The sequence below is a fragment of the Streptomyces sp. NPDC091287 genome, from assembly GCF_044768525.1.
Classification (GTDB): domain Bacteria; phylum Actinomycetota; class Actinomycetes; order Streptomycetales; family Streptomycetaceae; genus Streptomyces.
This window is the reverse complement of the sequence record NZ_JBIVUV010000009.1, coordinates 167,942-194,204: the sequence shown is the minus strand read 5'-3', so window position 1 is coordinate 194,204 and position 26,263 is coordinate 167,942. Positions and strand designations below refer to the sequence as shown.

The window sequence follows — 26,263 nt, the reverse complement described above, 5'->3', positions numbered from 1 at the left end:
AGCGACCGGCACAATGGGGCGGTGAAGAGGAGCGAACCGTGAACGGGAGCCGCACGAAGGCCCAGGCCGGGGTGGGTCTGCCGGCCCTGCGCCACCACAACGCCGCGCTGGTGCTGGACCTGCTGCGGGCCGCCGGGGCGGAGGGCATCAGCAGGCTGGAGCTGGCCGAGGGCACCGGCCTCACCCCGCAGGCCGTCAGCAAGATCACCGCCCGGCTGCGGGAGGACGGGCTCGCCGTCGGCGCGGGCCTGCGCCCTTCCACCGGCGGCAAGCCGCGCACCGTGCTGCGGCTGGTTCCCGACGCACAGTTCGCCGTCGGGCTGCACCTGGACCGCGACGGGCTCACCGCCGTCCTCGTCGACCTCGCGGGCCGGCCGGTCGCGGTCACCCGCGCGCCGCTCGACCTCGGCGCTCCGGCGGACCGGGTCCTCGCGGACGCGGCGGACGCGGTACGGGACCTGTGCGCGGCCGAACCGCACAAACCGGTGCTCGGCGTCGGCGTCGCCGTGCCCGGTCCGCTGGACCACCGGGACGGCGTGCTGCGCCGGGTCACCGGGTTCCCGCAGTGGGACGGATACCCGCTGCGCGCCGCCCTGGCCGAACGGACCGGGCTGCCGGTGGTGCTGGACAAGGACACCAACGCCGCCGCCCTCGCCCTGGCCCTCTCGCTCGACGAGCCGCGCGGCGACTTCGCCTACCTCCACCTCGGTACGGGGCTAGGCGCGGGCCTGGTCCTCGGCGGCGAGGTGCACCGGGGCGCGCGGACGGGGGCGGGCGAATTCGGCCACCAGACCCTCCAGTTGGACGGCCCGCTCTGCGGCTGCGGCGGACGCGGCTGCATCGAGGCGCTGTGCCTGGCCGCCGAGGCGCGCGGCGACCGGGGGGAGGCCGCCCGGGTCCTGGGCGCGGGCGCGGCGAACCTGGTCGGCCTGCTCGGCATCGACCGGGTGGTCCTGGGCGGCAGGTTGGTGGCCGCCGACGAGGACGCGTACGTACGGGGCGTGCGGGCCGTGATCGAGGAGCGAGCCGCGCGCGGCGGGGCGGGCGCGGGCGTGACCGTCACGGTCGCCCGGGGCGGCGACCGGCCGGTCGCGGAGGGCGCGGCGCAACTGGTGCTCGCGCCGGTGTTCGGGCGGGTCGGGAGCGGGCCGGGCAGGGAGTGGGGCAGCGGGCCGGGGGCCAGGTAGGGGAGTCAGGTGAGGGAACAAAGCGGGGGAACAGGGCAGGGAACAGAGCAGGGAACAGGGCAGGAACAAGGTAGGGAACGAGGCAGGGAGCGAGACGGAGGCGCAGTCGGGTGATCCTATGAATCAAGTCGGCATGTCGACTCTCTGAGTCCGCGCGCGCGTGGTGGTGTCGGAGGCCACCACCGAGGCCCCCGCCCCGGTCGTCCGCGAGCAGTGAAGGGTGACCCCCATGCCCCCCACCTCCTGCGCACGGCTGCGTGACGCCCGTGCGCTCGCCGCCCTCGGGCTGGCCGCCGGGATCACGGTGCCCGCCGCGCTCCTGGGCGGCCCGCAGGCCGCCGCCCTGACGGCCGCGCCCGCCCCCGCCTCCTTAACCGCCGACCAGCAGCCCGTCTGCGGTGACCCGAAGGCCAAGGACTTCCCCATCGAAACCCGGATTCAGGACGCCCCGGACAGATACGCCTCCGGGGGCGGCTACGGCACCTGGTTCCTCGACCTCACCAACACCACCGACACGTCCTGTCGGGCCCTGCACCCGGTCCTCGTCCTCGCCGACCGCGACCGCAGGCTGACGTCGGACCAGATCCAGCTGGAGTTCTCCGAGCCCGGCCGCCCCGGGGTCGAACACCGGGTCACCTGGGAGAGCACCGACCGCGACGAGCAGATCGGTGTCTTCGGCGGCGAGCGGGGCGACCGGCGCGAGAAGGCGGAGGGCGGGGAAGAAGGCGAGGCGGGGACATCGAGTGGCACAGACACAGACACACGCCCCGATGCCGATGCCGATGGCTCCGGCGTCGACGGCTCCGGTGAGGCGTTCCTCGGGTTCACCGTTCCCGCCGGCGCAACCGTCTCCGTGCGCGTCCGGATGGCCTTCACCTCCGACACCGCCCCCGGCCCGGTCACCGCCCACGCCGCCGTCGTCCAGCGCCGCCACCTGGACAAGGCCAAGGGCGGCGGGCGCGAGGACGGCGAATGGGTGGGGGAGTCCGAGGACTACCCCTTCGTGATCGTCGACGGCGCCACGGGCGGCATCCGCGAACCGGAACAGCCCCGGTCCGAGCACCCGCAGCCGGAGAGCCCCCGGTCGGAACACCCCGACCCGGAACACACCGACGGGGAACACCGCGACCCGGAACGCACCGACCCGGAACGCACCGACCCGGAACGCACCGACCCGGAACGCACCGACCCGGAACGCACCGACCCGGGCGACGGCACCCGCACCGACCCGGGCGACGGCACCCGCACGGACCCGGGCGACGGCACCCGCACCGACCCCGGCGACGACGCCCGCACCGACCCCGGCGACGACGCCCGCACCGACCCCGGCGACGACGCCCGCACGGACCCCGGCACCGGCCGGGACCCGTCCCCGGACCGCGACCCCGGCCCCCGGCCGCCGACCCGCCCCGGAACCGGGGAGGAGGGCAGGGGTGCCGACGAGGACCACCACCCCGGACGCCCGCCCCGCGACGGCCTGGGCCGCCCGCTCCCCGAACTCGCCCGCACCGGACCGGAGTCACTGGCCTGGACCGGGGCCGCCGCCGGGGCGCTCCTGCTCGGCGGGGTCGTCCTGCTGCGGTATGCCCGCCGGGCCCGCCGCACCACGGACTGACCGGCCGCGGCGGAGCCCGTAACGCCGCCTGTTCACCCGCGTCTGCAACCATCGGGCCGTGGACTACCCGAACGACCAGGCACCTGGCGCACCGATCCGCTCCGGCATCCCCGAGCACGGCCGCATCCCGAAGTACTACGCGGTCAAGGCCCGTATCGCGGTGCTGCTGGACGAGTTGGGCGAGGGCGGGCTCCTGCCCACCGAGCGGGAGCTCGCCCAGCGGCACGAGGTCGCGCGCGAGACCGTCCGCCAGGCCCTGCGCGAACTCCTCCTGGAAGGGCGGCTGCGCCGGCAGGGGCGCGGCACGGTCGTCGCCGGGCCCAAGCTGGAGCAGCCGCTCTCGCTGGCCAGCTACACCGAGGGCGTCCGCCGCCAGGGCCGTCGGCCCGGCCGCCACCTCATCGGCCTGGACCGCTTCCCCTGCCCCGAGGCGCTCGCCGCCGAGATAGCGGTGGAGCGGGGCGAGCCGGTCTGGCACCTGGAGCGGGTGCTGCTCGCCGACGACGAACGCGTCGGCCTGGAGAGCACGTACGTCGGTGTCGCCCGCGTCCCGGACCTGGACACGGAGTTCGACCCGGACTCCTCCTTCTACGCCTACCTCCGCGACCGCCTCCAGATCGCCTTCGGCGACGCCGACGAGCGGATCGAGACCGTACTCGCGACCCCCCGCGAGGCCCTGCTCATCGGGACCCCGCCCGCCCTGCCGATGCTCCTGATCCACCGGCTCTCCCGGGACGCCGACGGCCGGCCGCTGGAGCGCGTGCGGACCCTGTTCCGGGGCGACCGCTTCTCCTTCTCCGCCCGTCTGCGAGGCGAGGAGCGGAGCTGAGAGGGGCCGTTGCCTGTTGCACCACACAGCCCCCAAGATCACGACAAGGTAACGGGTCTGGTCCAAACTTGCGAGGTCGTTCACCGTCCCGTCGGTGAACGGACGCGTGCGGGACACCCGTCCCGAGGAGCGTGGCCGTCGTGAGAGTCATCGTCGTAGGAGCCGGCGTGGTGGGAACCATGCACGCCTGGCACGCAGTCAGCCGCGGCCACGAGGTCGTACAGATCGAGCGCGAGAGCGAGGCGCGCGGGGCATCGCTCCGCAATTTCGGACAGATATGGATCAGCGGCCGGGCCGGCGGCGAGGAGCTGGAGACGGCCCTGCGCGCCCGCGAGCTGTGGGAGGCCGTCGGGGAGCGGGTGCCCGGACTCGGCTTCCGGGCCTGCGGTTCGCTCACCCCGCTGCGCACCGCACGCGAGGTCGCCGTCGCCGAGGCGGCCGTCGCCCGGCCCGACGCGGCGGCGCGCGGCTACAAGCTGCTCACCGCCGGTGAGGCCCGGGCGCTCAACCCCGCCCTGCGCGGCGCGTTCACCGCCGCCCTGTGGTGCGAGCGGGACGCGGCGGTCGAACCCCGCACCGCGCAACTCGCCCTGAAGGAACACCTGCTGGCCTCCGGCCGGTACACCTATCTCGGCGGCCGTGAGGTGCGTGACGTCGTCGGGACCGCCTCCGTGCGCGACGACCACGGCGACGTCCACACCGGTGACGCCGTGATCCTCGCGACCGGCGCCTGGCTCGGCGGGCTGGTCCGGGAACTCGCCGGGCCCGAGCTGCCCGTGCGCCGCGTCCGCCTCCAGATGATGCAGACCGACCCGCTCGGCGAACCGCTCACCACCTCCGTCGCCGACGCCGACAGCTTCCGCTACTACCCCGCCTACCGGGGCGAGGCACTCGACGCCCTCAACGCCGGACAGGCCCAGGAGCCGGTCGCCGCCGAGCACCGCATGCAGCTCCTCATGGTGCAGCGCCGCGACGGCGGGCTGACCATCGGCGACACCCACGAGTACGAGCACCCCTTCGCCTTCGACACCGTCGAGGAGCCCTACGAGCACCTCACCCGGGTCGTCGAGTCCTTCCTCGGGCGCCCCCTGCCACGCGTCCGCCACCGCTGGGCGGGCGTCTACGCCCAGTGCACCGACACCTCGCGCGTCGTCCACCGGCAGCAGGTGCGCGACGGGGTCTGGCTCGTCACCGGGCCCGGCGGGCGCGGCATGACCTGCTCGCCCGCCATCGCCGAAACGACCGCAGACCAACTGGGCTGGTGAACCACATGACTTCCCCGACCGACATCACGCGCGACCCCTACCGCCTCGTCGTCCTCGACATGGCCGGCACCACCGTCGCCGACGGCGGCCTCGTCGAGCAGGCCTTCTCCGCGGCGGCCCAACGCCTCGGCGTGCGCCCCGGATCCGACGAGCACGCCCGTCAACTCGCCTACGTACGCGCCACCATGGGCGAATCCAAGATCACAGTCTTCCGGCACCTCTTCGCCGGCGAGGTCGGCGAGCACGGTGAGCACGGCGAGGAGAGCGCGGAGGGCGACGACGCCGAACGCGGCGAGGCCAAGGCCCAGCAGGCCAACATCGCCTTCGAGGAGGCGTACGCGGAACTCGTCGACGGCGGCCGCATCGCCCCGGTCCCCGGCGCCCGCGAGGCCGTCGAACGGCTCGCGTCCGAGGGCCGCACCGTCGTCCTGACCACCGGGTTCGCCCGCACCACCCAGGACGCCATCCTCGCCGCCCTCGGCTGGCAGGACCTCGTCCCGCTCACCCTCTGCCCCGCCGACGCGGGGGGCCGGGGCCGGCCCTTCCCGGACATGGTGCTGGCCGCCTTCCTGCGCACCGGAGCCGTGGACGACGTCCGGCGGACCGTGGTGGCCGGCGACACCTCGTACGACATGCTCAGCGGCGTACGCTCCGGCGCCGGGATCGTCGCCGGGGTCCTCACCGGCGCCCACGACAGGGACCAGCTCACCCGGCACGGCGCGACCCACGTGCTCGGGTCCGTCGCCGAGCTGCCCGACCTCATCGCGCGGGCCGAGGCGTGAGCGCCCCGGCCCCCGCCGCCGGTGGGCGCGGCCCCGGCCGGGCCGCCCCCGCCGCCCCCAGCGGCATCCGCTTCGAGGGCGTCACCGTCGCCTACGGCAGGAACGTCGTCCTCGACCGGCTCGACCTCACCGTCGAACCCGGCGAGGTGATGGCCCTCCTCGGGCCGTCCGGCTCGGGCAAGACCACCGCCCTGCGGGCCGTCGCCGGGTTCGTCCGGCCCGCCTCCGGGCGGGTGTTCCTCGGCGGCCGGGACGTCACCGCCCTGCCCCCGCACCGGCGCGGCATCGGCATGGTCGTCCAGAGTTACGCCCTTTTCCCGCACCTCAAGGTCAAGGACAACGTGGCCTTCGGGCTGAAGGCCCACCGCACCCCGAAGGCCGAGATCCCCGGCCGGGTCACCGAGGCCCTCGAACTCGTCGGCATGGCCGCGTACGCGGAGCGCCACCCGCGCGAACTCTCCGGCGGCCAGCAGCAGCGCGTCGCCATCGCCCGCGCGCTCGCCATCCGCCCCGGCGTCCTGCTCCTCGACGAACCGCTCTCCGCCCTCGACGCCCGGCTCCGCTCCGGGATGCTCGCCGAACTGGCCCGGCTGCACCGGGAGTTGCCGGACGTCTCGATCCTGTACGTCACCCACGACCAGGTCGAGGCCCTCACCCTCGCCGACCGGATCGCCGTCATGGACCGGGCCCGGCTCCAGGACTGCGGCACCCCCCAGGAGCTCTACCGCCGCCCGCGCACCGAGTTCACCGCCTCGTTCGTCGGCAACGCCAACCTCCTCCCGGTCACGGTCACCGGTGCGGGAGCCGTCGAGTTCGGCGGCCACGCGCTCGCCACCCCCACCGACACCGCCGCTCCCGGAGCCACCGCGACCCTCTGCGTCCGGCCGCACCTGGTCGGCCTCGGCGACGGGCCCAACGCGCTCACCGGCAGCGTCACCGAGGTCCAGTGGCGCGGCTCCACCCACCGCGTCCACGCCGACGTGGACGGCCACCGCCTCATGGCCGACCTCCGTGAACTGCGCGAGCCCCCGGCCCTCGGCGACCCGGTCACCCTCCACTTCGCGGCCGAGGACGCGGTGCTGCTCCCGGCGGGAACGGCCGGAGCGAGCGAGTCGGCGGGAACGGCCGGAGCGAGCGAGCCGGCGGGAGTCGGCCCATGACCACAACCACCACCACCGGCACCACCGGCACCGGGGTCACCGCCACCGGCACAGCCGCCCCCCGGACCCCCGTCGAACCGGCCGCCGGCCCCGCCCCCGCACGGTCCCGCTCCGTCCCCACCTGGGTCTGGGCGCTGCCGCCCGTCGCCGTCCTCACGCTCGCGTTCCTCTACCCGCTGGCCCTCGTCGTCCAGCAGTCCGTCACCCCCGACGAGGGCGGCGTCTCGCTCGACCCGTACGCCGACGTCTTCGCCTCCGAGGTCTTCCGCGACGCGCTCACCACCACGGTGTGGCTCGCCGTCGGCTCGACCGTGGGATGCCTCGTCCTCGGGTTCGTCCTCGCGCTGGTCATCGCGTTCGTCCCGTTCCCCGGCGGGAAGGCGGTCGCCCGGTTCGTCGACGTGTTCCTCTCCTTCCCGTCCTTCCTCATCACCCTGGCCCTGCTGTTCATCTACGGGTCCGTCGGGATGGCCAACGGACTCTGGACCGACGTCACCGGGGCGGCCGAGGGGCCCTTCCACTTCCTGACCACCCCCTGGGGCGTCCTGCTCGCCGAGATCACCTACTTCACGCCGTTCGTGATGCGCCCGCTGCTCGCCGCGTTCTCCCAGCTCGACACCGGGCAGCTGGAGGTCGCCTCCTCGCTCGGCGCCGGGCCCGTCCGGATCATCCGGCAGGTCATCCTGCCCGAGGCGCTCCCGGCCCTCGCGGCGGGCGGCAGTCTCGTCCTGGTGATGTGCCTCAACGAGTTCGGGATCGTCCTGTTCACCGGGGCGAAGGACGTCACGACGCTGCCGATGCTCGTCTACAGCAAGGCGATCCTGGAGTCGGACTACCCGGCCGCCTGCGTCGTCGCCGTCGTCAACATCGCGATCTCCGTGGGCCTCTACAGCCTCTACCGGGTGGTGAGCCGTCGTGCTGGTGCATAGCCGGGCCGGGAAGTGGGCCACCTGGGCCGTCTTCCTCCTCCTCTTCGTCCCGCTGTTCGCGGTGCCCCTGCTCGTCATCCTCGCCGCGTCCCTCGCCACGAACTGGTCCGGCGCCTTCCCCTCCGGACCCACCGTCGAGCGCTACTCCGCCGCGACGAGCGGCGACTCCCTCCAGGCGCTGACCACCAGCCTGGTCACGGCCGTGGCCGCGAGCGTGCTGGCGCTCACCCTGGGTGGCTGGGCCGCTCTCGCCGCCGCGTCTCTCCGCAAGCGCGGAAAGCGGCTCCTGGACGCCCTGTTCATCCTGCCGGTCGCCGTGCCCTCGGTGGTCGTCGGCCTCGCGGTGCTGGTGGCCTACAGTCAGCCGCCCGTGCTGCTCAACGGGACGCGCTGGATCGTGATCCTCGCCCACACCGTCCTCGTCACCGCGTTCGCGTACCAGTCGGTCTCCGCCGCCGTACGCCGTCTGGACCCGATGTACGAACAGGCCGCCGCCGGCCTCGGGGCGAGCCCCGCCCGGGTCCTGTGGCGGATCCGGCTGCCTCTCCTGCTGCCCTCGCTCACCTCGGCCGCCGGGCTCTGCTTCGCCCTGTCCATGGGGGAGCTGAGCGCCACGATGATGCTCTACCCACCGGACTGGACCCCGCTGCCGGTGCAGATCTTCGCCGCCACCGACCGGGGCTCGCTCTTCACCGGCGCCGCCCTCGCCGTGGTCCTGATGGCGACGACGCTCCTCGTCCTGGCCGCCGTCTCCCGCATCCGGACCCGCGCCTCCTACCGCTGATCCCCGCCCCGTACTCCTCCCTGGAGAAACCCATGCGCAACCGCAACCGCAACCGCAACCGCAACCGCAACCGCATGCCTGCCCGTGCCCTCGCCCTCCCCATGGCCGGCCTCGCCGCCGTCACCCTCACCGCCTGCGGCGGCTCCTCCGCCGCGTCCGACGAGAAGTCCGTCACCGTCTACAGCGCCGACGGCCTCAAGGGCGAGAACGGCGACGGCTGGTACGACAAGGTCTTCAAGGACTTCGAGAAGAAGACCGGTATCGAGGTGAAGTACGTGGAGGGCGGCTCCGGCGAGATGGTGCAGCGCGCCGTCCGCGAGAAGTCCAACACCCAGGCCGACGTGCTCGTCACCCTGCCGCCCTTCATCCAGCAGGCCGACGCCAAGGGCCTCCTCACGGCGTACGAGCCGAAGGGCGCCGAGCAGGTCGACGGCGCCGACCGGGCGGCCGACGGGAAGTGGACCTCCGTCGTCAACAACTACTTCGGGTTCATCCACAACAAGAAGGAGCTGAAGAGCCCGCCCCGGACCTGGGAGGACCTGCTCGACCCCGCGTACAAGGAGAAGGTCCAGTACTCCACGCCCGGCGTCGCGGGCGACGGCACCGCCGTCCTCATCAAGGCGATGCACGACTTCGGCGGGCAGGAGCCGGCCATGGCGTACCTGAAGAAGCTCCAGACGAACAACGTCGGCCCGTCCGCCTCCACCGGAAAGCTCGCCCCCAAGGTCGACAAGGGGGAACTCCTCGCCGCCAACGGGGACGTCCAGATGAACTTCGCCCAGTCCAAGGACATGCCCAACCTCGGCATCTGGTTCCCCGCCAAGGGCGACGGGAAGCCCAGCAGCTTCGCTCTGCCGTACGCGGCCGGCCTCGTCGCCAAGGGCCCGCACAGCGAGAACGGCAAGAAGCTGCTCGACTTCATGCTCTCCGAGCAGGCCCAGCGCGACGTCAGCACGGTCGGCGGGGGCTTCGCCGCCCGCAAGGACATAGAGGCCACCGACGCCAACGCCGTCGAACTGGCCCGGCTGATGGAGGGCGTGGAGATCTTCGAGCCCGACTGGGCGGACATCGGCGCCAACCTGGACACGTACATCGACGCCTGGAAGTCGGCCACCGGAAGCTGACCGGCCACCTCTCCGCCACGGATTCCTGCGAAGGTCTGGACTCGGCCCGATTGTCTCGCGAAGGTAACGGGTCTGGTCCAGAAAGCCCAGTAAGCCCAGTAAGCCCAGAAGGTCCAGAAGGCAGTTCACGAAGGCAGTTCGCGCCCAGCCCCGTCCGACCCGCCCCCTCCCTGGAGGATCACGTGTCCCGGTCCCTGTCCCGCCGCTCCGTGCTCGCCACCACCGCCGCCGCGGCCACGGCCGCCGCCGTCGGCCCCCTCGCCACCGCCACCCCCGCGTACGCCGCGCCGACCCTCCCCGACGGCACCAGCAAGGACAAGGTGCTCGTCGTCGGCATGGACGGGCTGCGCCACGACGTCATCGCCGCCGCCAAGGCCCCGCACCTCAAGTCGATGATGGCGAACGGGACGTACGGCACCTCACTGCTGTACGCCAACCCGATGGCCGCCACCTCCTCCGGCCCCGGCTGGTCGACCATCTCCACCGGCGTCTGGCCCGACAAGCACGGCGTCAAGGACAACTCCTTCGCCGGGAAGAACTACGGGAAATACCCCGGCTTCCTCGCCCGCCTCGCCCAGATCCGCCCCCAGCTCTCGACCTACGCCGCCGTCGACTGGAAGCCCCTGGACGCCCAGGGCACGGTCACCCCGGGCGCCGACGCCAAGCTCGTCCTCGACGGCGACGCCGACGGCTACACCGGCCACGACGCCACCATCGCCGCCGAGACCGAGTCGATCCTCCGCAACCAGAACCCGGACGTCCTGTTCGTCTACTTCGGCCAGACCGACATCGCCGGCCACAACTCCGGTGCCGCCAGCGCCGCGTACCGCGCGGCGATCGACGTCCAGGACGGCTACCTCGGCCGCCTCCTGACCGCGATCAGGGCCCGCCCCTCGTACGCCAGCGAGCGGTGGACCGTCATCGTCACCACCGACCACGGCCACACCGACTCCGGCGGCCACGGCGGCAGTGCGATCGAGGAGCGACGCACCTTCGTCCTCGCCCAGGGCCCCGGCATCGTGGCCGGCGCCCGCCCCGCCGACACCCGCCTCGTGGACGTCGCCGCCACCGTCTTCAAGCAGCTCGGCATCACACCCGACCCCGCCTGGGGCCTGGACGGCAAGCCGATCCAGGAACGCTCCACCGACCCGTTCGAGGCCCTGTACCCCTCCCTCGCCGCACGCGCCGACGAGACCGGCATCCCGGCCGGCGTCCTCGGCTGGACCCACACCGCGCCCAGCGGCTGGTCGGTCGTGAACTCCGCGATGGGCACCGGGGGCGTGGCCGAGTGGCGCGGCTGGTCCTTCGCCACCGACGAGTTCTGGAGCCGCAGCCAGCGCGACCAGTCCCGTGAGCTGAACGTCCGCTCGCGCGGGATCTTCGCGGTCGCCGACTCCGACGAGTGGGACGACAAGGCCTCGTCGGGCCCGTACGACTCCACGCTGGTCACCCCGGCGTACGCGGTCGGCGGCAAGTCGACCGTCACGCTCGGCCTCACCACCCTCTACCGGCAGGAGGGCAGCCAGAGCGCCCGCGTCCTCGCCTCCTGGAACGGCGGCACGCCCGTCGAGGTGAAGCGCTACACGTCCGACGTGATCTCCCAGCGCCAGGCGCTCACCCTGGACGTCCCGTCCGGGGCCGCCAACGTGAGCTTCCGGTTCCACTACACCGGCAGCAACAACTGGTACTGGGTGATCGACGGGGTCACAGTCACCGCCGCCTAATTATGCTGGGGGTGCCGGGACGGCGTGGTCCGGGCACCCCCAGCACGCAGTGCGTACGGCAGGAGTCCCGACACATGGCAGAGCGCAAGCCCATCTCATCCTGGCTCACCGACATGGACGGCGTCCTCATCCACGAGGGCACCCCCATCCCCGGTGCCGATGCCTTCATCAAGCGGCTGCGGGATTCCGGGCTGCCCTTCCTCGTCCTCACCAACAACTCCATCTACACCGCGCGCGATCTGCACGCCCGGCTGAAGCGCATGGGCCTGGACGTGCCCGTGGAGAACATCTGGACCTCCGCGCTCGCCACCGCCCAGTTCCTCGACGACCAGCGCCCCGGCGGCACGGCGTACGTCATCGGCGAGGCCGGTCTCACCACCGCCCTGCACGACATCGGGTACGTCCTCACCGACCACGACCCGGACTACGTGGTGCTCGGCGAGACCCGGACGTACAGCTTCGAGGCGCTCACCAAGGCGATCCGGCTGATCAACGCGGGCGCCCGCTTCATCTGCACCAACCCCGACGAGACCGGCCCGTCCGCCGAGGGCCCGCTGCCCGCCACCGGTTCGGTCGCCGCCCTCATCACCAAGGCCACCGGCAAGGACCCGTACTTCGCGGGCAAGCCGAACCCCCTGATGATGCGGACCGGTCTCAACGCCATCGGCGCGCACTCCGAGACCAGCGCCATGATCGGCGACCGGATGGACACCGACGTACTCGCGGGCCTGGAAGCGGGCATGCAGACCTTCCTGGTCCTCACCGGGCTGACGTCCGTCGCCGACATCGACCGCTACCCGTACGGCCCCTCGCACGTCGTCGAGTCCATCGCCGACCTGGTGGACCTCATCGACCTGCCGGACCAGGTGGACCAGGGCAAGCAGGCGGACCAGGCCGGCAAGGCGGACAAGGCGGGCCGGTCCGCGTAACCGGACAGCCGCTGACCTGCGCGGACCGCATTCGCAGTCGTCCGAACCGTCGTCCGAACCGTCGCCCGGGCGTCGCTCGAATGGAGGACTGCGGATGCGGGCCGCAGCCGCAGGCGTGAACCTTCCCGTAGGAGGTTCACGATGCGTTCAATGCCCCTCACGTTCTGTGCCGCAGCGGCGGCCGCGCTCATAGCCGTGCCCGCACCCGCCGCTCTGGCGTCCCCGGCCGCCCCGGCCGGTGACGACGACCGGCGCACCGGCACCGTCTCGGTCACCCCGTCCACCATCGCCCCCGGCAGGAAGGTGGAGCTGTGGGTCGACGTCTGTGGCAAGGGCCGCGAGGCGACCGGCAACTCCGACGCCTTCTCCTCGGAGGCCCGCTTCCGCCCCGCCGACGACAACGGCCTCTTCGCCGAGGCCCGGATCCGGGACGACGCCGAACCCCGCTCCTACGACGTCTGGGTGACGTGCAAGGACGGCCGGGGGAAGGCGACCGGCACCCTCACCGTCGTCCACCACAACCGCCCCTCGCCCGCCGCACCCGTCAAGGCGGGCGGCGGAGGCGCCGCCACCCTCGCCCAACGGTCCACCGAAGCCGAGGGCCCCGGCACCCGGCACACGGTGATCGGTCTGGTGCTCGCCGCCGTCGCGGCCGTCGCCGTCGCCCTGCGCAGCTCGCGCCGGCGCCGCGGCCCGGCCGGCAGCTGAAATGGCAGCCCCGGACCGCCCGGCAGGCAACGGGCGACTGCTCACCGGAGTGACCTGGGCCGTGCTGCTGCTCGGCCTCTGGATCTGGGGCCGGGAGGCCGGCGGCGGGCTCGGCGGTCTGTCCGGGCCCACCACCGGCGATGTGGCCGCGGTCGGCCGCCCCCTCGGGGCGGAGCTGCCCCCGGCCCACGACCCGCTCGACGGGGCGGCCCCCGAACGCGTCGAGGTCCCCTCCGTGGGGATCTCGGCCCCCGTCATCACACGCGGCCTCGACCGGGACGGGGCCATCGACCCGCCCCCGTACGGCATGCCGAAGACCGCCGGCTGGTACGGCGACGGCACCCTGCCCGGCGCGAAGGGCGCGGCCCTGTTCGTCGGTCACGTCGACACCGACACCAAACCGGCCGTCTTCTACGGGCTCAGCGCGGTGAAGCCGGGCGCCCGCGTCGAGGTCACCCGGACCGACGGCAGCGTCGCGGAGTTCACCGTGGACGACGTCCAGCTCGTCACCCGGACACGCTTCGACGCGCAGAAGGCGTACGGACCCCGCGAGGACGGCCGGGCCGAGCTGCGGCTGATCACCTGCGGCGGAACGTACGACCACGAAACCCGCTCCTACACGGCGAACGTGGTCGTCTCCGCCTACCTCACCGGCGCGCAGGAGGCCGAGGAGGGCGGGGAGCGCGTACAGGCCGTGGGCCACGGAAGCCGCGGCTGACCCGACGCACCACGTGCTCCACGCGTTACGCAGGACACGGTCAACCCGGCCCGGCCCGCCGCCTCTCACGGGGCGGGCGGGCCGGGCCGGTCCTCGACCGCGTGCGCCCGGCCGCGGGAGTCGCCCGGCGCGGTACGGGAGGCCGGTGCGATGAGGGTGGGCCGGCAGGGTCGACCGCCACTGTAGGGGGACCCGGCGGACGGATGACCGGCTTTCGAACAGGATGTCCGGAACCGGTGCCCCGGTGTGACCGTAGTACGGGTGGGAGCGTGGGCGCCCGGCCGCTGTGCCAGGATGGATCGGACCGGCAGCACAGCGGTGCGACCAGTGAGCAACAGTGCAGGCAGTGCACCCAAGGGGGAGTGGATGTACGGCAGTTACACCGGCCGGTCCCGGACGCGCGGGCGCGCGGCTGGTCTGCGGACGACCAGCACGGCGGCGGCGCTCGGGGCGGCCCTGCTGCTGGCGGGCTGCTCCGGAGACGGGGAGGGCGGCGAGAAGAAGAGCGCGCCGACCGTCGAGCAGCAGCCCAAGGACAAGGATCCGTACTGGGTCAACCCCGACGGCAACGCGGCCCGTCAGGTCGCCGCGTACCAGGAGGACGACGACCAGGAGAAGGCCGACCTGATCCGGCGTATCGCCGAGCAGCCGGTCGGGGAGTGGATCGGCCCGGACGCCCCGGAGGACGAGGCGCGGCGCGTCACGGAGGCGGCCGCGAAGGCCGACCGGTACGCGCTGCTGGTTCTCTACAACATCCCCCACCGCGACTGCGGCCAGTTCTCCAAGGGCGGTGCCGCCGACGGCGACGCCTACCGCGCCTGGGTGGACGGCGTCGCCAAGGGCATCGGGAACCGCCAGGCGACCGTGATCCTGGAGCCGGACGCCCTGCTCCACCTGGTCGACGGCTGCACCCCCCAGGAACACCACCAGGAGCGCTACGACCTGCTCAAGGGCGCCATCGAGCGGCTGAAGCGGCAGCCCGCCACCAAGGTCTACGTGGACGCGGGCAACGCGGGCTGGCAGTCGCCCGGGGCCCTGCACGAGCCGCTGTGGCGGGCGGGCATCGCGAAGGCGGACGGCTTCTCGCTCAACGTGTCCAACTTCCGTACGACGGCCGTCAGCACGGAGTTCGGAAAGAAGCTGTCGGTGAAGGTGGGCGACAAGCCCTTCGTCATCGACACCAGCCGCAATGGCAACGGCCCCTACGAAGGCGGCGACCCGGCCCAGACCTGGTGCAACCCGCCCGGCCGGGCGCTCGGAGAGCCCCCGACCACGAAGACCGGCGACGAGCTGGTCGACGCCTATCTGTGGATCAAGCGCCCCGGCGAGTCCGACGGCGACTGCAAGGGCGGCCCGAAGGCGGGCGAGTGGTGGCCGGAGTACGCCCTGGGTCTGGCCCGCGCCACGAAGTAGCGCGAGGGCCGCAGTTGCCTACGGCCCCCGCGTACGTACGCCTACGGCACCTCCACCCACATCCCCTCGGACGGGGTGCCCTCCTCGTCGGTGACGAACAGCATGTACCAGCCCGACGGCACCAGCGCCCGGTTCTTCGGCACGGTGACCGTGATGTCGTCCGCCGACTTCTCGAGCTCCAGGTCGATGCTGCGCTGGTCGGTGTCGGTCACATGGGTGACCGCCGAGGGCCGCATCAGCTTCGCCGAGGCGATCGAGGAGGCCTGGCGCGTGGTGAACACGCCGGTCCCGCCGCGCTTGATGCTCTTGGGGCCGGCCGTGAGCTCCGGCCGGGAGCCTCGGTAGAGATAGGGCGGGGTGTAGATCTCGATGCGCTGCTCGAAGGTGCCCGGACGGGTGTTGATCTTGTCCGAGTAGAGCGGGTCCGATCCGAAGATCATGACCCGGCCGTCCGGCAGCAGCACGGACCCCGAGTGGTAGTTGCGCCCCACCGCCGGGTCCGCGACCCGCCGGTAGGTGTCCGTCTTCGCGTCGTACAGCCGGGCCTCCAGCACGTCCGAACCGCCGCGGCCCCGGTAGTCTCCGGAGCCGCCCGCCACGAGCAGCGAGTCGTCGGGGAGCAGGGAGGCGCTGGGGTAGCGGGTGCCCTTGTCCAGGGAGGCGCCCTCGGTGAACTTCGGGTTCTTCTCCTGGAGGTCGACCAGCCGGGACTTCGGGGTGGACTTCTCCGACTCGCCGACTCCGCCGCCGCCGATCACCATGAACCGCTCGTCCTGGGCCGGAGGCAGCCGTACGGTCGCCGAGGTCTCCATCTGGTCGGGGTCGCCGAGGCCGGGGATCTCGTCGAAATCGTTCGTCCGTACGTCCCAGATCCCGGGGGTGCGGCCCTCGCTCTGGAGCCCGTAGCCGGAGTTGGAGCCGGAGTAGAACAGCCTGCCGTCGTTGATCAGGAAGAGCGCCGGGTAGGTGGCGAACTTCCGGACGATGCCGCTGTCCTTCCAGGTCTTCTTCTTCGGGTCGTACACCTCGGCCTTGCCCACGTCGATCTGGCCGATGTCGTCCAGGCCGGAGACGGCGAGAACCTTGCCGTCCTGGAGCGTCGTGAGGGTGGGGTACCAGCGGGCCTTGTCCATCGGGTCGACCGGGATGTACTTCTCCGCGACCGGGTCGAACTCGTAGGCGTCGTTGATGCCCTGGAAGTCCTTCTTGTCCAGCGCCAGCTTCTGCGCGATCCCGTAGACGTTGCGGGTGTCCTCGGCGGAGAGTCCCGCGACGCGGTAGTTGTCCTCGGTGCCGGTCTCGTGCTTCCGCCCGGACTTCTCGGCCTCCACGTAGATGCGGCCGACGCCTGCTTCGTTGCGCTGGTACTCACCGGTCTTCTTGTCGAAGACCTTGGTGGCCTTCTCCACCAGCAGCGGGTCCTGGGAGATGAAGGTCTTGCCGCTCTCCTTGCCCGTGAAGCGGGTGCCCGCGGGGAGAGTGATCGGCTTGCGGGGGTTCTCGTTGCGGACGATCATCAGACCGCCGGCCTTGGTGACGTCGCCCCCGAGCTTCTCGTAGCGCTTGGTGCCGCCGGCTATGAGGAGATTGCCGCCGGGGAGCTGGGTGTGGCCCGCGCAGAACAGGTCCTTGGGCGTGGGGATGTCCTTGAAGACGTTCGTCTTCGGGTCCCACAGCACGGACCGGAAGCTCTTCGCGTCGAAGTTCTTCTCGTTGTTGCCGGAGCCCGCGACGAGCAACACCTTGCCGGTGCGCAGCAGCGCGGCGTGGACGGCGTTGACCCGGTGCTCGGCGGGGATGTCCAGGAAGTCCCAGTGGCCGTTGGCCTCTTTGTACGACTGCTTGTTGATCGTGTAGTGGTGGTAGCGCTCGGTGCCGAAGCGGTAGAGCCACGGTCCGTTCGCCCCCGCGAGGGCGACCACGGCGACCGTGCCGATCGCGAACCGTCGCGTACGCAGACCGGAGCGGCGGGCCCGTGCCCCAGCGCGGCGGGAGGCCGGACCTGTGGAACGGCGGGCGCCCCGGCTCGAATGTTTTGTCATGACTGCGGTCCCCCCAGGGCGATCTTCATGGTCTGGTCAGGGCCGGGTCCGGCCGGACCCGTCGGTGGCCCGCCCGGCGGCCGCGGGCCGGACGAGCCCGCCCGGCGCCGGCCGCGGCGCTTCTTCTTCTCCGCGCGGATGGTGTGCCGCCAGCCGATGATCGGCGCCGCGGTGATCAGCAGCGCCAGCGTGGCCCAGGTGACCATCGCGGGGTGGCTGTGGCCCAGGAAGAACGAGGAGATGATCGACGCGCCGAACACGACGATGAAGAACAGGTGGATGCGGAAGGTCCCGAACAGGGTGTCCGGGCTGGACGAGTCGCCCTTGGGGGTCACCACGAACGAGCTCTTGCGGCGCAGCACCGCGTCCATCAGCGAGCGGGCGTAGATCGGTGCGGAGAGCGCCGACATCGCCATGCCGGCCAGACCGCCGGAGCCCTCGGGCTCGTGCGGCGAGACGTTGTGGCGGCGGTTCCAGATGTACAGGCCGATCTGGAGGGCGGAGGCGTTGCCGTACAGCATCATCCAGATCGTCGGGTCGATCTGGACGCCGGAGGCGCCCATGCCGAGGAACAGCGCGCAACTGAGGGCCGCGAGGATCCAGTTCATGGCCGACATCGGATAGAAGATGATCATCATCGTGTAGTTGAAGAGCTTGCCGGGCGGCATGGTCCCGAAGCCCTTCCAGAACTGCCCGATGATCGTCTCGTAGGTGCCCCGGGACCAGCGCAGCTGCTGGGTGAAGAAGTCCGTCCACGCGGTCGGGCCCTCGCCGACGGCCAGCACGTCCGGGGTGTAGACCGAGCGCCACTTCTTCCCCGTCACCGGGTTGCGGTGGCGGTGGATCTCGAACCCGGTGGCCATGTCCTCGGTGATCGAGTCGTACAGGCCGCCGATCTGCTTGAGCGCCGAGATGCGGACCGCGTTGCTGGTGCCGACGAACATGGGCGAGCCGTAGCGGTTGCCCGCGCGCTGGATCAGGGCGTGGAAGAGGAACTGCTGCGACTCGGCGGCCTTGGTGACGAAGGTGTCGTAGTTGCCGTAGACCTGCGGGCCGATGACGAAGCCGACGTCCGGGTCGCGGAAGTAGCCGAGCATCCGCTCCAGGTAGTTCGCCATCGGGATGTGGTCGGTGTCGACCGAGGCGAAGAAGTCGTAGTCGCCGCCGTGCGCGTCCAGCCAGGCGTTGTAGTTGCCGTGCTTGGTCTTGGCGCGGTGCGGGCCCTTGGCCTGGTTCCAGTGCGCCACGCCCTTGCGGGAGAAGTGGTGCACGCCGAGCCGGGCGCAGACCTCCTTGACCGCCGGGTCATTGCCCTCGTCCAGCAGCCAGACGTGCATCAGACCGCGGTGGCGGATCTTCACGGCCGCCTCCAGGGTCTTCGTCACCATCTCCAGCGGTTCCTTGCCGGGGACGAAGGAGGTGAGGAAGGCGACCTTGGTGCCGGACTCCGGGATCACCGGGACCGGGTCGCGGGCGACCAGGGTGGCGTGGGCGTTCGACAGGACGTTCAGCGTGCGGAACAGCTCGATCAGACCGATCGAGACCAGCATGACGATGTCGAGGACCAGCAGGAGGTCGTTGTCCAGGTTCGGATCGCGGTCCGTCCAGTGGCTGGGCTGCATCAGCCAGGCGAAGAGGCCGAGCGAGACGAGGGGAGCCGCGCCGAGCAGGAGCGCCGCGCGCACGCGGTGCGGCTCCTGGGATATGAGCGAGCGGTACCGCACCTGGTACGGCTTGCCCGCGGGGGGCTGCGTCAGCGGTCCGGCGAGACGACTGTAGTGCTCGTAGTCGTAGCGCGGCAGTTCCTTCTCGGCACGCCGCCGCGCCGCGCCGGCCCGCAGCCCCGCGGGTATCCGGAGCTGCGTCGTCCGGGAAGCGTCGTTCTCCTGCCGGTCGCCTGGCGGCGTCGACGTCATGGGTACATCCCCCCGCACGCATGCTGGTGCGTGACTGTTCGGTCTCTCTCTTCGTGCGCGGTGGGCCCCCGTTCTTCACCGGGCACGCACACGGTGGCAGGCCATCGTCCCCACAGACATGGATGGGCAGCCTTCCGGTTGCATGATGCCCCCTCGGCGTCCGCCCTTGAGCGGGGCCCCCACCCCGCGGCGCAGATAACCGGAACGTCACGCTCTGCTGCGCCAACTGTACGGATCAGCAGCCCCCTTGGACCTGACGGTCCTCAGACAGATTGTCCGACACCGAACGGGATCGCAAGGGTGAAACAGACTGATTGCCGGTCATACGCACGATTTGACCACACCTTGTGGAGGGGGTGTGATGAAGCGGAGACCGGCGCTCGCTCCCTCTCCGTCGCCGCTCTGTCACCGCTCCGCGACGGTCCGGAGTCCGGTGCGCGAGCTCGGTGCGTAGCTGTGCGTGCATGCCCATCGGGTGTCGCCGGGTACCGGACGGGGAATGATCAAAGCCCCCTCACTGAACGTGAGGGGGCTTTGACTGTGCGTGCGCCGTCAGGGACTCGAACCCCGGACCCGCTGATTAAGAGTCAGCTGCTCTAACCAACTGAGCTAACGGCGCTTGCTGACCTGGAGAACTCTACCCGACTCCCCGGCGTGCTCCGAACCATTTACCGGACGCCACGCCCCGTCAGATAGTCGTTTTTTTCCTTTGTCCCGTCAAAATGCGATATGTCAGGAGAGTTGAGACACTGACGCCCGTTGCAGCTGCGCCCAAAGATCTTGACGAATGACGAGTGCGGAGGGGAATCGCATGACTGTGCCGGTCTTCGAGGAGTACGAACCCGCCATCGACTGCGGATGTGCGGGGTGTGCCGTGCGGCGGCGCTCCGCCGCGAGGGCCCTGCCGGTGCGGCGCGGCGGCCACCCCGCCGCGCACGGCGCGCGCCGCGCCCTGGTGCTGGCCACGGCCGCCGGGGTGGTGCTCTCCTGTGGAGCCGCGGGAGTGGCCGCCGCCGGCCAGGCCCCGGGGCCGCCACGCGCCGACGGGGGAGCCGACCCCGAACCGTCGACCCCGCAGGGTGAGAAGGGGCCACTGCGGGGCACCGGCGCCTCGGGCCCGCCGTCCGCCGGATCGGCCGCACCGAAGACGAGCCGGGCCGAGATCATCGACCGGGCCAAGCGGTGGGTGGGCGCGAAGGTCCCGTACAGCATGGAGAAGTACTGGTCGGACGGCTACCGCCAGGACTGCTCGGGCTATGTCTCGATGGCCTGGAACCTCGGCAGCAACGAGTGGACCGGCAGCCTCGCCGCCTACGGGACCCGGATCGCCCGCGCCGACCTCCAGCCCGGCGACATCCTCCTCTTCCACAACCCGGCCGACCCCTCCAAGGGCTCGCACGTCACGATCTTCGGCGGCTGGAGCGACTCCACGCGCACCCATTACGTCGCCTACGAGCAGGCGCGCCCGCGGACGCGGAAGCAGTCGACGCCCCTGGCGTACTGGAACAACTCCGACCGTTACGTGGCGTACCGGTACAAAGGGGTCACGGGTGGATCGCCCGGCTCCGGATCCTCCACCGCCTTCCCCGGGGCGAAGACGTTCGGTCCCGGCGCCGACAACGAGTACGTCACCCAGCTCGGCCGGCTGCTGGTCCAGCGGGGCGGCAAGCGTTTCTACGCGGTCGGCCCCGGACCCGTGTGGAGCGCGGCCGACCGGCGTGCGACCCAGGCGTTCCAGCGGGCGCAGGGCTGGCAGGGCAAGGAGGCGGACGGCATCCCGGGCCCGGACACCTGGCGCCTGCTGGCCACCGGAGGCGGACGGAACATTCCGGCCGCCGGCGCGGGCGGCAGCCCGAACACAGCCGTCGCGTTCCCCGGGCGCGGCTATTTCAAGCCGGGTCAGTCCAACAGCCATGTCGACCGGCTCGGCGAACAGTTGGTGAAGAAGGGATACGGCAAGCACTACGTGTCGGGCCCCGACCCGCGCTGGACCGAGGCCGACCGCCGCAACGTCGAGGCGTTCCAGCGGGCCCAGGGCTGGCGTGGCGGGGCGGCCGATGGTTATCCGGGGCCGGAGACCTGGCGCCGGCTCTTCGCGTGACGGACGTGACGGAAAGGAAGCGGTAACCGGTGACCCCCAACGACGACCAGACCCCCCGGACCAGCCCCGCCCCCCACCCCTTGGACGACCAACTCCCGCCGTCCCTCTTCGCCCCACCGGGCAGGGGCTCCCCGCCCCCGCTCTTCGGCCCCGCCGTCGACAGGACCCCACCGCCGGAGGGTGAGCTTCCGCCCCGGCCGGGCGCCGAGCCCACGCCTCCGCAGGACGTGAAGCCCGCGCCTGGGTCGGACGTGAAGCTCACGCCTGGGTCGGACATGAAGCCCGCGTCTCCGCAGGACGTGAAGCCCGTGCCTGGGTCGGACCTGAAGCCCGTGCCTGGGTCGGACGTGAAGCTCACGCCTGGGTCGGACGCGGACGCCGCGCCGACGCCGGGCGCCGAGCCCACGCCGGTGCCGGAGGCCAAGCTTCCGCCGCCGCTGTTCGGCCCTGTGGGCAAGGGCTCCCCGCCCCCGCTCTTCGGTCCCCCGGTCGACAAGGCCCTCCCGCCGGACGCTGAGCTTCCGCGTCGGCCGGGCGCCGAGCCCACGCCGCCCCTGTTCGGTGGCGCGGGCCGGGGCTCCGCCCCGCCGGCCGCGGGCAAGGTCCCGCCCGCGCCCCCCCGGACCGGAGCCCCGGAGCCCCCGGACGTGAGCCTGCACCTCGGCCCGTCCCCGGACCGCCGGCCGGACGGGCCGGGCGGACCGATCCCCGCCGCCGCCGGTGGTCGCGCCGGTGAGCGTCCTGCCTCCGACCGCCCCACCCCGGACCGTCGGCCGGAAGGGCCGGCCCCGGCCGCCTCTTCCGACGACCGCCTCACCCCTGGCGGTTCTGTCGGCGACCGCTCCACCCCCGCGCGCCCCGTTCCGCTCGACGGGAACCTGCACCTCAAGCCCGTCCGGCGTTTGAGGACGGAACCCTCGGCGGACTGGACCCCGCATCCGTCCTACGGGGCCGAGCCGGGGGCCGGAAAGGGCCCCACCCGGAAGGCCTCGCCCGGGAACGGGCCTCGGGGCGACGACCCCGGGCCCGACACCGAGCTGGACCTCGTCCTGGACCTGGCCTCCGGCGACCGGGCCGCCTCCGCCACGTTCTCCGTGCCCGTATCCCTTCCCGTGCCCGCGTCCCCGACCGCCGCCGCGACACCCACCCCCGCCGCGGCGACGCCCTCGTACCCCGGCCGCCGCCACTCCGTCATCGCCAACGAGACCACCGCCTCCATCCCCGTACACCTCCTCTTCCGCGACGACCAGGAGCCGGCCGAGCCGGGCGCCGCGGCGGCGCTGCCCGCGGCCGTCGTCCGCCGCCCCGCCACCGGGGACCGCTCGCCCGCCACCAGGCGGCCCCCCGTGCCGCGTTCGCCGCAGACGAGGGTCCAGCCGTCGACCCGGCCCGCCCCGGCCGCCGACCCCCGCCTCGCCGAACGGCCCGGCCCCGCCCTGCCCGGCTCCGCCGCCCTCCTCGTCGGCGCGGCCGGAATCGCCGGCGGACTGGCCGTCCTGTGGTGGCGCGGTGCGCTGCCCGCCGCCTGGCAGACGGCCGTCGGCCTCGCCCCCCGGGCCGACCTCGGCGTCGGCTTCGGCGCCTGGGCCCTGCTCGCCCTCCTCGCCACCGTGGTGCTCCTCGCGCTCGGCGGCCTCGGCCGGGGCCGGGTCGGGTACGCGTGGGTGCTGACGCTCTTCGGCGACTACCGGGGCAGCGTCCGGCGCACCGGCCTCGTCTGGGTCTCGCCCCTGCTGCTGCGCCGCCGCGTCGACGTACGGCTGCGGCACTGGCGCAGCGAGCCGCTGCCCGCCGTCGACGCGAACGGCACCGCGTTGCGCGTGGTCGTCCTCGTGGTGTGGCGGATCGACGACACGGTCCGGGCCGTCCTCGGCATCGAGGACCACGAGGCGTATCTGAGCGCACAGGTCGAGGCCGCGATGGCCCGGGTCCTCTCGCAGCTGCCCGCCGACGCGTTCCACGAGGACGCCCCGAGCCTGCGCGACGCGGAGGCGGTCGGCGACGCCCTGACGCGGATGCTGAAGGCGGACTGCGAACCCGTGGGCGTGGAGGTGTACTCGGCGCAGCCGACCGGCATCGAGTACGCCCCCGAGGTGGCGGCGGCGATGCAGCGGCGGCGGATCGCCGCGATCGACTCCAAGCACCGGGACAGCGTGCTCACCTCCGTGGTGGACGCGGTCGACGACACCGTCAACCGGCTCACCACGCGCGGCATCGTCGAACTCGACGACTACGAACGCAAGGCGCTTGTCAAGGACTTGACGGTCGCCTTCTACACCGGACGCAGCGGGGGAGGAGACGGGGCCTGAGACGCCCGGAGGCGTCGGGCGAGGTCGGAGAGGGGTGCGGGGGCGGTCCGGGGCAGTCTGTCGACCCGTTGGAATATGACCCCCTCATTGGTCTGGACATGTTCACGTCGCGTCAATAATCTAAGGCTTGGTCTAGACCGCAGTACCTCGCATGCACAGCACCACGCACCAAGCGCGCAGCAGTCGAGCAATGCTCATGGAACCTCCCCCACGTTCTAGAGGAGCGACAGCCCATGCGGAAAAAGGCAAGCGCGGCAGTGATCGGTCTGGCGATAGCGGGCGTCTCGGTGCTCGCGACCACGAGCGCCAGCAGCCACGGCTACACGGACTCCCCGATCAGCCGTCAGAAACTCTGTGCCAACGGCACGGTGACCGGCTGCGGAAACATCCAGTGGGAGCCGCAGAGCGTCGAGGGGCTCAAGGGCTTCCCGGCGGCAGGACCGGCGGACGGCAAGATCTGCTCCGGCGGCAACGGGCAGTTCGCCCAGCTCGACGACCCGCGCGGCGGCAACTGGCCCGCCACCCAGGTCACCGGCGGACAGGGCTACAGCTTCCGCTGGCAGTTCACCGCCCGCCACTCCACCAGCGACTTCCGCTACTACATCACCAAGAACGGCTGGGACTCCACCAAGCCGCTCACCCGGGCCGCGCTCGAATCGCAGCCCTTCATGACCGTGCCCTACGGGAACCAGCAGCCGCCGGCCACGCTGACCCACCAGGGCACGATCCCCACCCAGAAGACCGGCAAGCACATCGTGCTCGCCGTGTGGAACGTGGCGGACACCCAGAACGCGTTCTACGCCTGCTCCGACATTAAGTTCTGACGCTCCTTCAGTTATCGTGCGGCGCCATGAGAGGTACCGGCACCGTCGCGGAGCTCGTACGACGTCGATGGGGTGACCACCGGCCCGCCCTGAAGCACGGCCCCACCGTGCTCAGTCATCACCAGGTGGTCGAGGGCGCCGCCGCACGGGCGGCGCTCCTCGCGGACCTTCTTCCGCGAGGCGGTGAGCCGCATCTCGGCGTGCTGCTCGACAACACCCCCGAGTTCCCGCTGTGGCTCAGCGCGGCGGCCCTGGCCGGGGCCGCCGTCGCGGGGATCAACCCGACCCGGCGCGGCCCCGAGCTGGCCCGCGACATCCTGCACACCGAAGCCCCGGTCCTGATCACCGAGCGCGCCCACCTGCCGCTCCTCGACGGCCTGGAGCTGCCGGGGGTACGGGTCCTGGTCACCGACACCGAGGCGTACGCCGCCCTGCTCGCCCCCTACGCGGGCGCCCGGCCCGGCGACGCCGTCGTCGCCCCGGTCGGCGCCGACAGCCGCATGCTCCTCTACTTCACCTCCGGCTCCACCGGCGCGCCCAAGGCCGCGATCTGCACCCAGGGCCGGCTCGCGGGGGCCGGCGCGTCCCTCGCCGGACACTTCGGCGTACGGCCGGACGACGTCCACTACATCTGCATGCCGATGTTCCACGGCAACGCGGTCCTCGCCGACTGGGCCCCCGCCCTGGGGCGTGTTTCGAAAGTCCCGCCTGCTCGGCGACGCCTGGCACGCACGCTCGCCGCGTTGTCGGGATCACCCCGATACATCCAGTATCGGGGCGACCCTCCGCCTTGCGATCGCACGCACCAGACGCCGCCGAGCCCGCCCTCCGGGCGGACGGCGCTACTTTCGAAACACGCCCTGGCCGCCGGAGCCGCGATAGCACTGCGCCCCCGCTTCTCCGCCTCCGCCTTCCTCGACGACGTACGCGGCTACGGGGCGACGTACTTCACCTACGTCGGGCGGGCCGTGCAGTACCTGCTGGCCACCCCCGAGCGCCCCGACGACCGGGACCACCCGCTGCGCCTGGGCTTCGGCACCGAGGCCGGGGCGGTGGACGCGGCCCGGTTCCAGGAGCGGTTCGGGGTGCGGCTCGTCGAGGGATACGGCTCCTCCGAGGGCGGCGCCGCCATCCAGCGCACCCCCGGCACCCCGCCGGGCGCGATCGGCCGGGCCGCCCCCGACGACGACCTCGCCGTCGTCGACCCGGACAGCGGTGAGGAACGGGCCCCGGCCCGCTTCGGCCCGGGCGGGCGGCTGCTCAACGGGGACGATGCCATCGGCGAGCTGGTCAACCGGGGCCCGACGCCCTTCGAGGGCTACTGGCGCAACCCGGAGGCCGACGCCGAGCGGGCCCGCCGCGGCTGGTACTGGACCGGGGACCTCTTCTACCGGGACGCCGACGGCTTCCTCTACTTCGCCGGCCGCACCCACGACCGGCTCCGCGTCGACAGCGAGAACCTGGCCGCCGCGATGATCGAGCACATCCTGGCCCGCTGGGAGGAGGCGGCCGCCACCGCCGTCTACGCGCTCCCGGACCCGGTCACCGGCGACCAGGTGATGGCCGCCCTTGCACTCCGGGCGGGCGCGGTCTTCGACCCGGCGGCCTTCGCCGCTTTCCTGCGTGCCCAGCCGGACCTGGGGACGAAGATGGCTCCCCGGTTCGTCCGCATCCTCGACCGGATGCCGGTCACCGCGACGAACAAGATCCACCGGGTGGCGCTCCGCCGGGAGGGCTTCCGCTGCCCCGACCCGGTCTGGTGGGACCCGGCCGGCGACGGCTCGTACGCGCCGCTCGACGCCGAGCGCCTGGGGGCCCTGCTCGCCCGCTACGCCGAGCACGGCAGACCGCTCTGACCAGGGAGAAAGCACAGTGGGCGGCCTCCGTGAAGGAGACCGCCCACT

The 26,263-nt window shown here is 72.4% G+C and carries 20 protein-coding genes and 1 tRNA gene; 18 read left to right on the top strand and 3 right to left on the bottom strand.

What is annotated here, in order from left to right; genetic code table 11:
• The first annotated feature begins 38 nt into the window (after nucleotides 1–38).
• The 14 genes from ACIQRW_RS17545 (at nucleotide 39) to ACIQRW_RS17480 (ending at nucleotide 15,167) form a co-directional block, all read left to right on the top strand.
• A complete protein-coding gene (locus ACIQRW_RS17545; RefSeq protein WP_403760738.1) occupies nucleotides 39–1,187 on the top strand; it encodes an ROK family protein in 1,149 nt (382 codons plus the stop codon).
• Nucleotides 1,188–1,416: 229 nt separating this feature from the next.
• Nucleotides 1,417–2,802, top strand: coding sequence for a peptidase (locus ACIQRW_RS17540; protein WP_403760735.1), 1,386 nt, complete (start codon nucleotides 1,417–1,419; stop codon nucleotides 2,800–2,802).
• 58 nt (nucleotides 2,803–2,860) lie between these two features.
• Nucleotides 2,861–3,631, top strand: coding sequence for a GntR family transcriptional regulator (locus ACIQRW_RS17535; protein ID WP_403760732.1), 771 nt, complete (start codon nucleotides 2,861–2,863; stop codon nucleotides 3,629–3,631).
• Nucleotides 3,632–3,771: 140 nt separating this feature from the next.
• Nucleotides 3,772–4,896 (top strand): TIGR03364 family FAD-dependent oxidoreductase, encoded by a 1,125-nt coding sequence (locus tag ACIQRW_RS17530; protein WP_403760729.1) that lies wholly within the window; start codon nucleotides 3,772–3,774, stop codon nucleotides 4,894–4,896.
• Between the two features lie 5 nt (nucleotides 4,897–4,901).
• On the top strand, nucleotides 4,902–5,678 hold the full coding sequence (locus tag ACIQRW_RS17525; RefSeq protein ID WP_403760726.1) for an HAD family hydrolase: 777 nt from the start codon (nucleotides 4,902–4,904) through the stop codon (nucleotides 5,676–5,678).
• Nucleotides 5,675–6,838: an ABC transporter ATP-binding protein gene (locus ACIQRW_RS17520; protein WP_403760723.1), complete on the top strand. Its 1,164-nt coding sequence runs from the start codon at nucleotides 5,675–5,677 to the stop codon at nucleotides 6,836–6,838. The genes ACIQRW_RS17525 and ACIQRW_RS17520 overlap by 4 nt, the downstream gene beginning before the upstream one ends.
• Nucleotides 6,835–7,767: a 2-aminoethylphosphonate ABC transporter permease subunit gene (locus ACIQRW_RS17515; RefSeq protein WP_403760720.1), complete on the top strand. Its 933-nt coding sequence runs from the start codon at nucleotides 6,835–6,837 to the stop codon at nucleotides 7,765–7,767. Before ACIQRW_RS17520 ends, ACIQRW_RS17515 begins: the two co-directional genes overlap by 4 nt.
• Nucleotides 7,754–8,551, top strand: a complete 798-nt coding sequence (locus ACIQRW_RS17510) for an ABC transporter permease (protein ID WP_403760717.1) — start codon at nucleotides 7,754–7,756, stop codon at nucleotides 8,549–8,551. The genes ACIQRW_RS17515 and ACIQRW_RS17510 overlap by 14 nt, the downstream gene beginning before the upstream one ends.
• Nucleotides 8,552–8,625: 74 nt before the next feature.
• The gene (locus ACIQRW_RS17505) at nucleotides 8,626–9,675 is read left to right on the top strand and encodes a 2-aminoethylphosphonate ABC transporter substrate-binding protein (RefSeq protein WP_403761060.1); all 1,050 of its coding nucleotides are present in this window, start codon (nucleotides 8,626–8,628) and stop codon (nucleotides 9,673–9,675) included.
• 182 nt (nucleotides 9,676–9,857) lie between these two features.
• On the top strand, nucleotides 9,858–11,399 hold the full coding sequence (locus ACIQRW_RS17500; protein WP_403760714.1) for an alkaline phosphatase family protein: 1,542 nt from the start codon (nucleotides 9,858–9,860) through the stop codon (nucleotides 11,397–11,399).
• A gap of 74 nt (nucleotides 11,400–11,473) precedes the next feature.
• A complete protein-coding gene (locus ACIQRW_RS17495) occupies nucleotides 11,474–12,328 on the top strand; it encodes an HAD-IIA family hydrolase (protein ID WP_403760711.1) in 855 nt (284 codons plus the stop codon).
• A gap of 141 nt (nucleotides 12,329–12,469) precedes the next feature.
• Nucleotides 12,470–13,036, top strand: coding sequence for a hypothetical protein (locus ACIQRW_RS17490; protein WP_403760708.1), 567 nt, complete (start codon nucleotides 12,470–12,472; stop codon nucleotides 13,034–13,036).
• A gap of 1 nt (nucleotide 13,037) precedes the next feature.
• Nucleotides 13,038–13,754 carry a class F sortase gene (locus tag ACIQRW_RS17485; protein WP_403760705.1) on the top strand — a complete coding sequence of 239 codons (717 nt, stop codon included), beginning with the start codon at nucleotides 13,038–13,040 and terminating at the stop codon, nucleotides 13,752–13,754.
• 366 nt (nucleotides 13,755–14,120) lie between these two features.
• On the top strand, nucleotides 14,121–15,167 hold the full coding sequence (locus ACIQRW_RS17480) for a glycoside hydrolase family 6 protein (RefSeq protein WP_403761057.1): 1,047 nt from the start codon (nucleotides 14,121–14,123) through the stop codon (nucleotides 15,165–15,167).
• Nucleotides 15,168–15,208: 41 nt separating this feature from the next.
• On the opposite strand, the gene ACIQRW_RS17475 is transcribed toward ACIQRW_RS17480, so the two are convergent.
• From ACIQRW_RS17475 to ACIQRW_RS17465, 3 genes are all read right to left on the bottom strand, one after another.
• Nucleotides 15,209–17,209: a galactose oxidase-like domain-containing protein gene (locus ACIQRW_RS17475; RefSeq protein ID WP_403760702.1), complete on the bottom strand. Its 2,001-nt coding sequence runs from the start codon at nucleotides 17,207–17,209 to the stop codon at nucleotides 15,209–15,211.
• Nucleotides 17,206–19,125, bottom strand: coding sequence for a glycosyltransferase (locus ACIQRW_RS17470; protein ID WP_403760699.1), 1,920 nt, complete (start codon nucleotides 19,123–19,125; stop codon nucleotides 17,206–17,208). The genes ACIQRW_RS17475 and ACIQRW_RS17470 overlap by 4 nt, the downstream gene beginning before the upstream one ends.
• Nucleotides 19,126–19,670: 545 nt before the next feature.
• Nucleotides 19,671–19,744 (bottom strand) — tRNA-Lys (locus ACIQRW_RS17465).
• A gap of 192 nt (nucleotides 19,745–19,936) precedes the next feature.
• On the opposite strand from ACIQRW_RS17465, the gene ACIQRW_RS17460 reads away from it, so the two are divergent.
• From ACIQRW_RS17460 to ACIQRW_RS17445, 4 genes are all read left to right on the top strand, one after another.
• The gene (locus tag ACIQRW_RS17460; protein ID WP_403760697.1) at nucleotides 19,937–21,226 is read left to right on the top strand and encodes a peptidoglycan-binding protein; all 1,290 of its coding nucleotides are present in this window, start codon (nucleotides 19,937–19,939) and stop codon (nucleotides 21,224–21,226) included.
• Between the two features lie 29 nt (nucleotides 21,227–21,255).
• Nucleotides 21,256–23,535 (top strand): SPFH domain-containing protein, encoded by a 2,280-nt coding sequence (locus ACIQRW_RS17455; protein ID WP_403760694.1) that lies wholly within the window; start codon nucleotides 21,256–21,258, stop codon nucleotides 23,533–23,535.
• 233 nt (nucleotides 23,536–23,768) lie between these two features.
• On the top strand, nucleotides 23,769–24,359 hold the full coding sequence (locus ACIQRW_RS17450) for a lytic polysaccharide monooxygenase (RefSeq protein WP_215108772.1): 591 nt from the start codon (nucleotides 23,769–23,771) through the stop codon (nucleotides 24,357–24,359).
• A gap of 26 nt (nucleotides 24,360–24,385) precedes the next feature.
• Nucleotides 24,386–26,215, top strand: a complete 1,830-nt coding sequence (locus ACIQRW_RS17445) for an AMP-binding protein (protein WP_403760691.1) — start codon at nucleotides 24,386–24,388, stop codon at nucleotides 26,213–26,215.
• Nucleotides 26,216–26,263 lie beyond the last annotated feature (48 nt).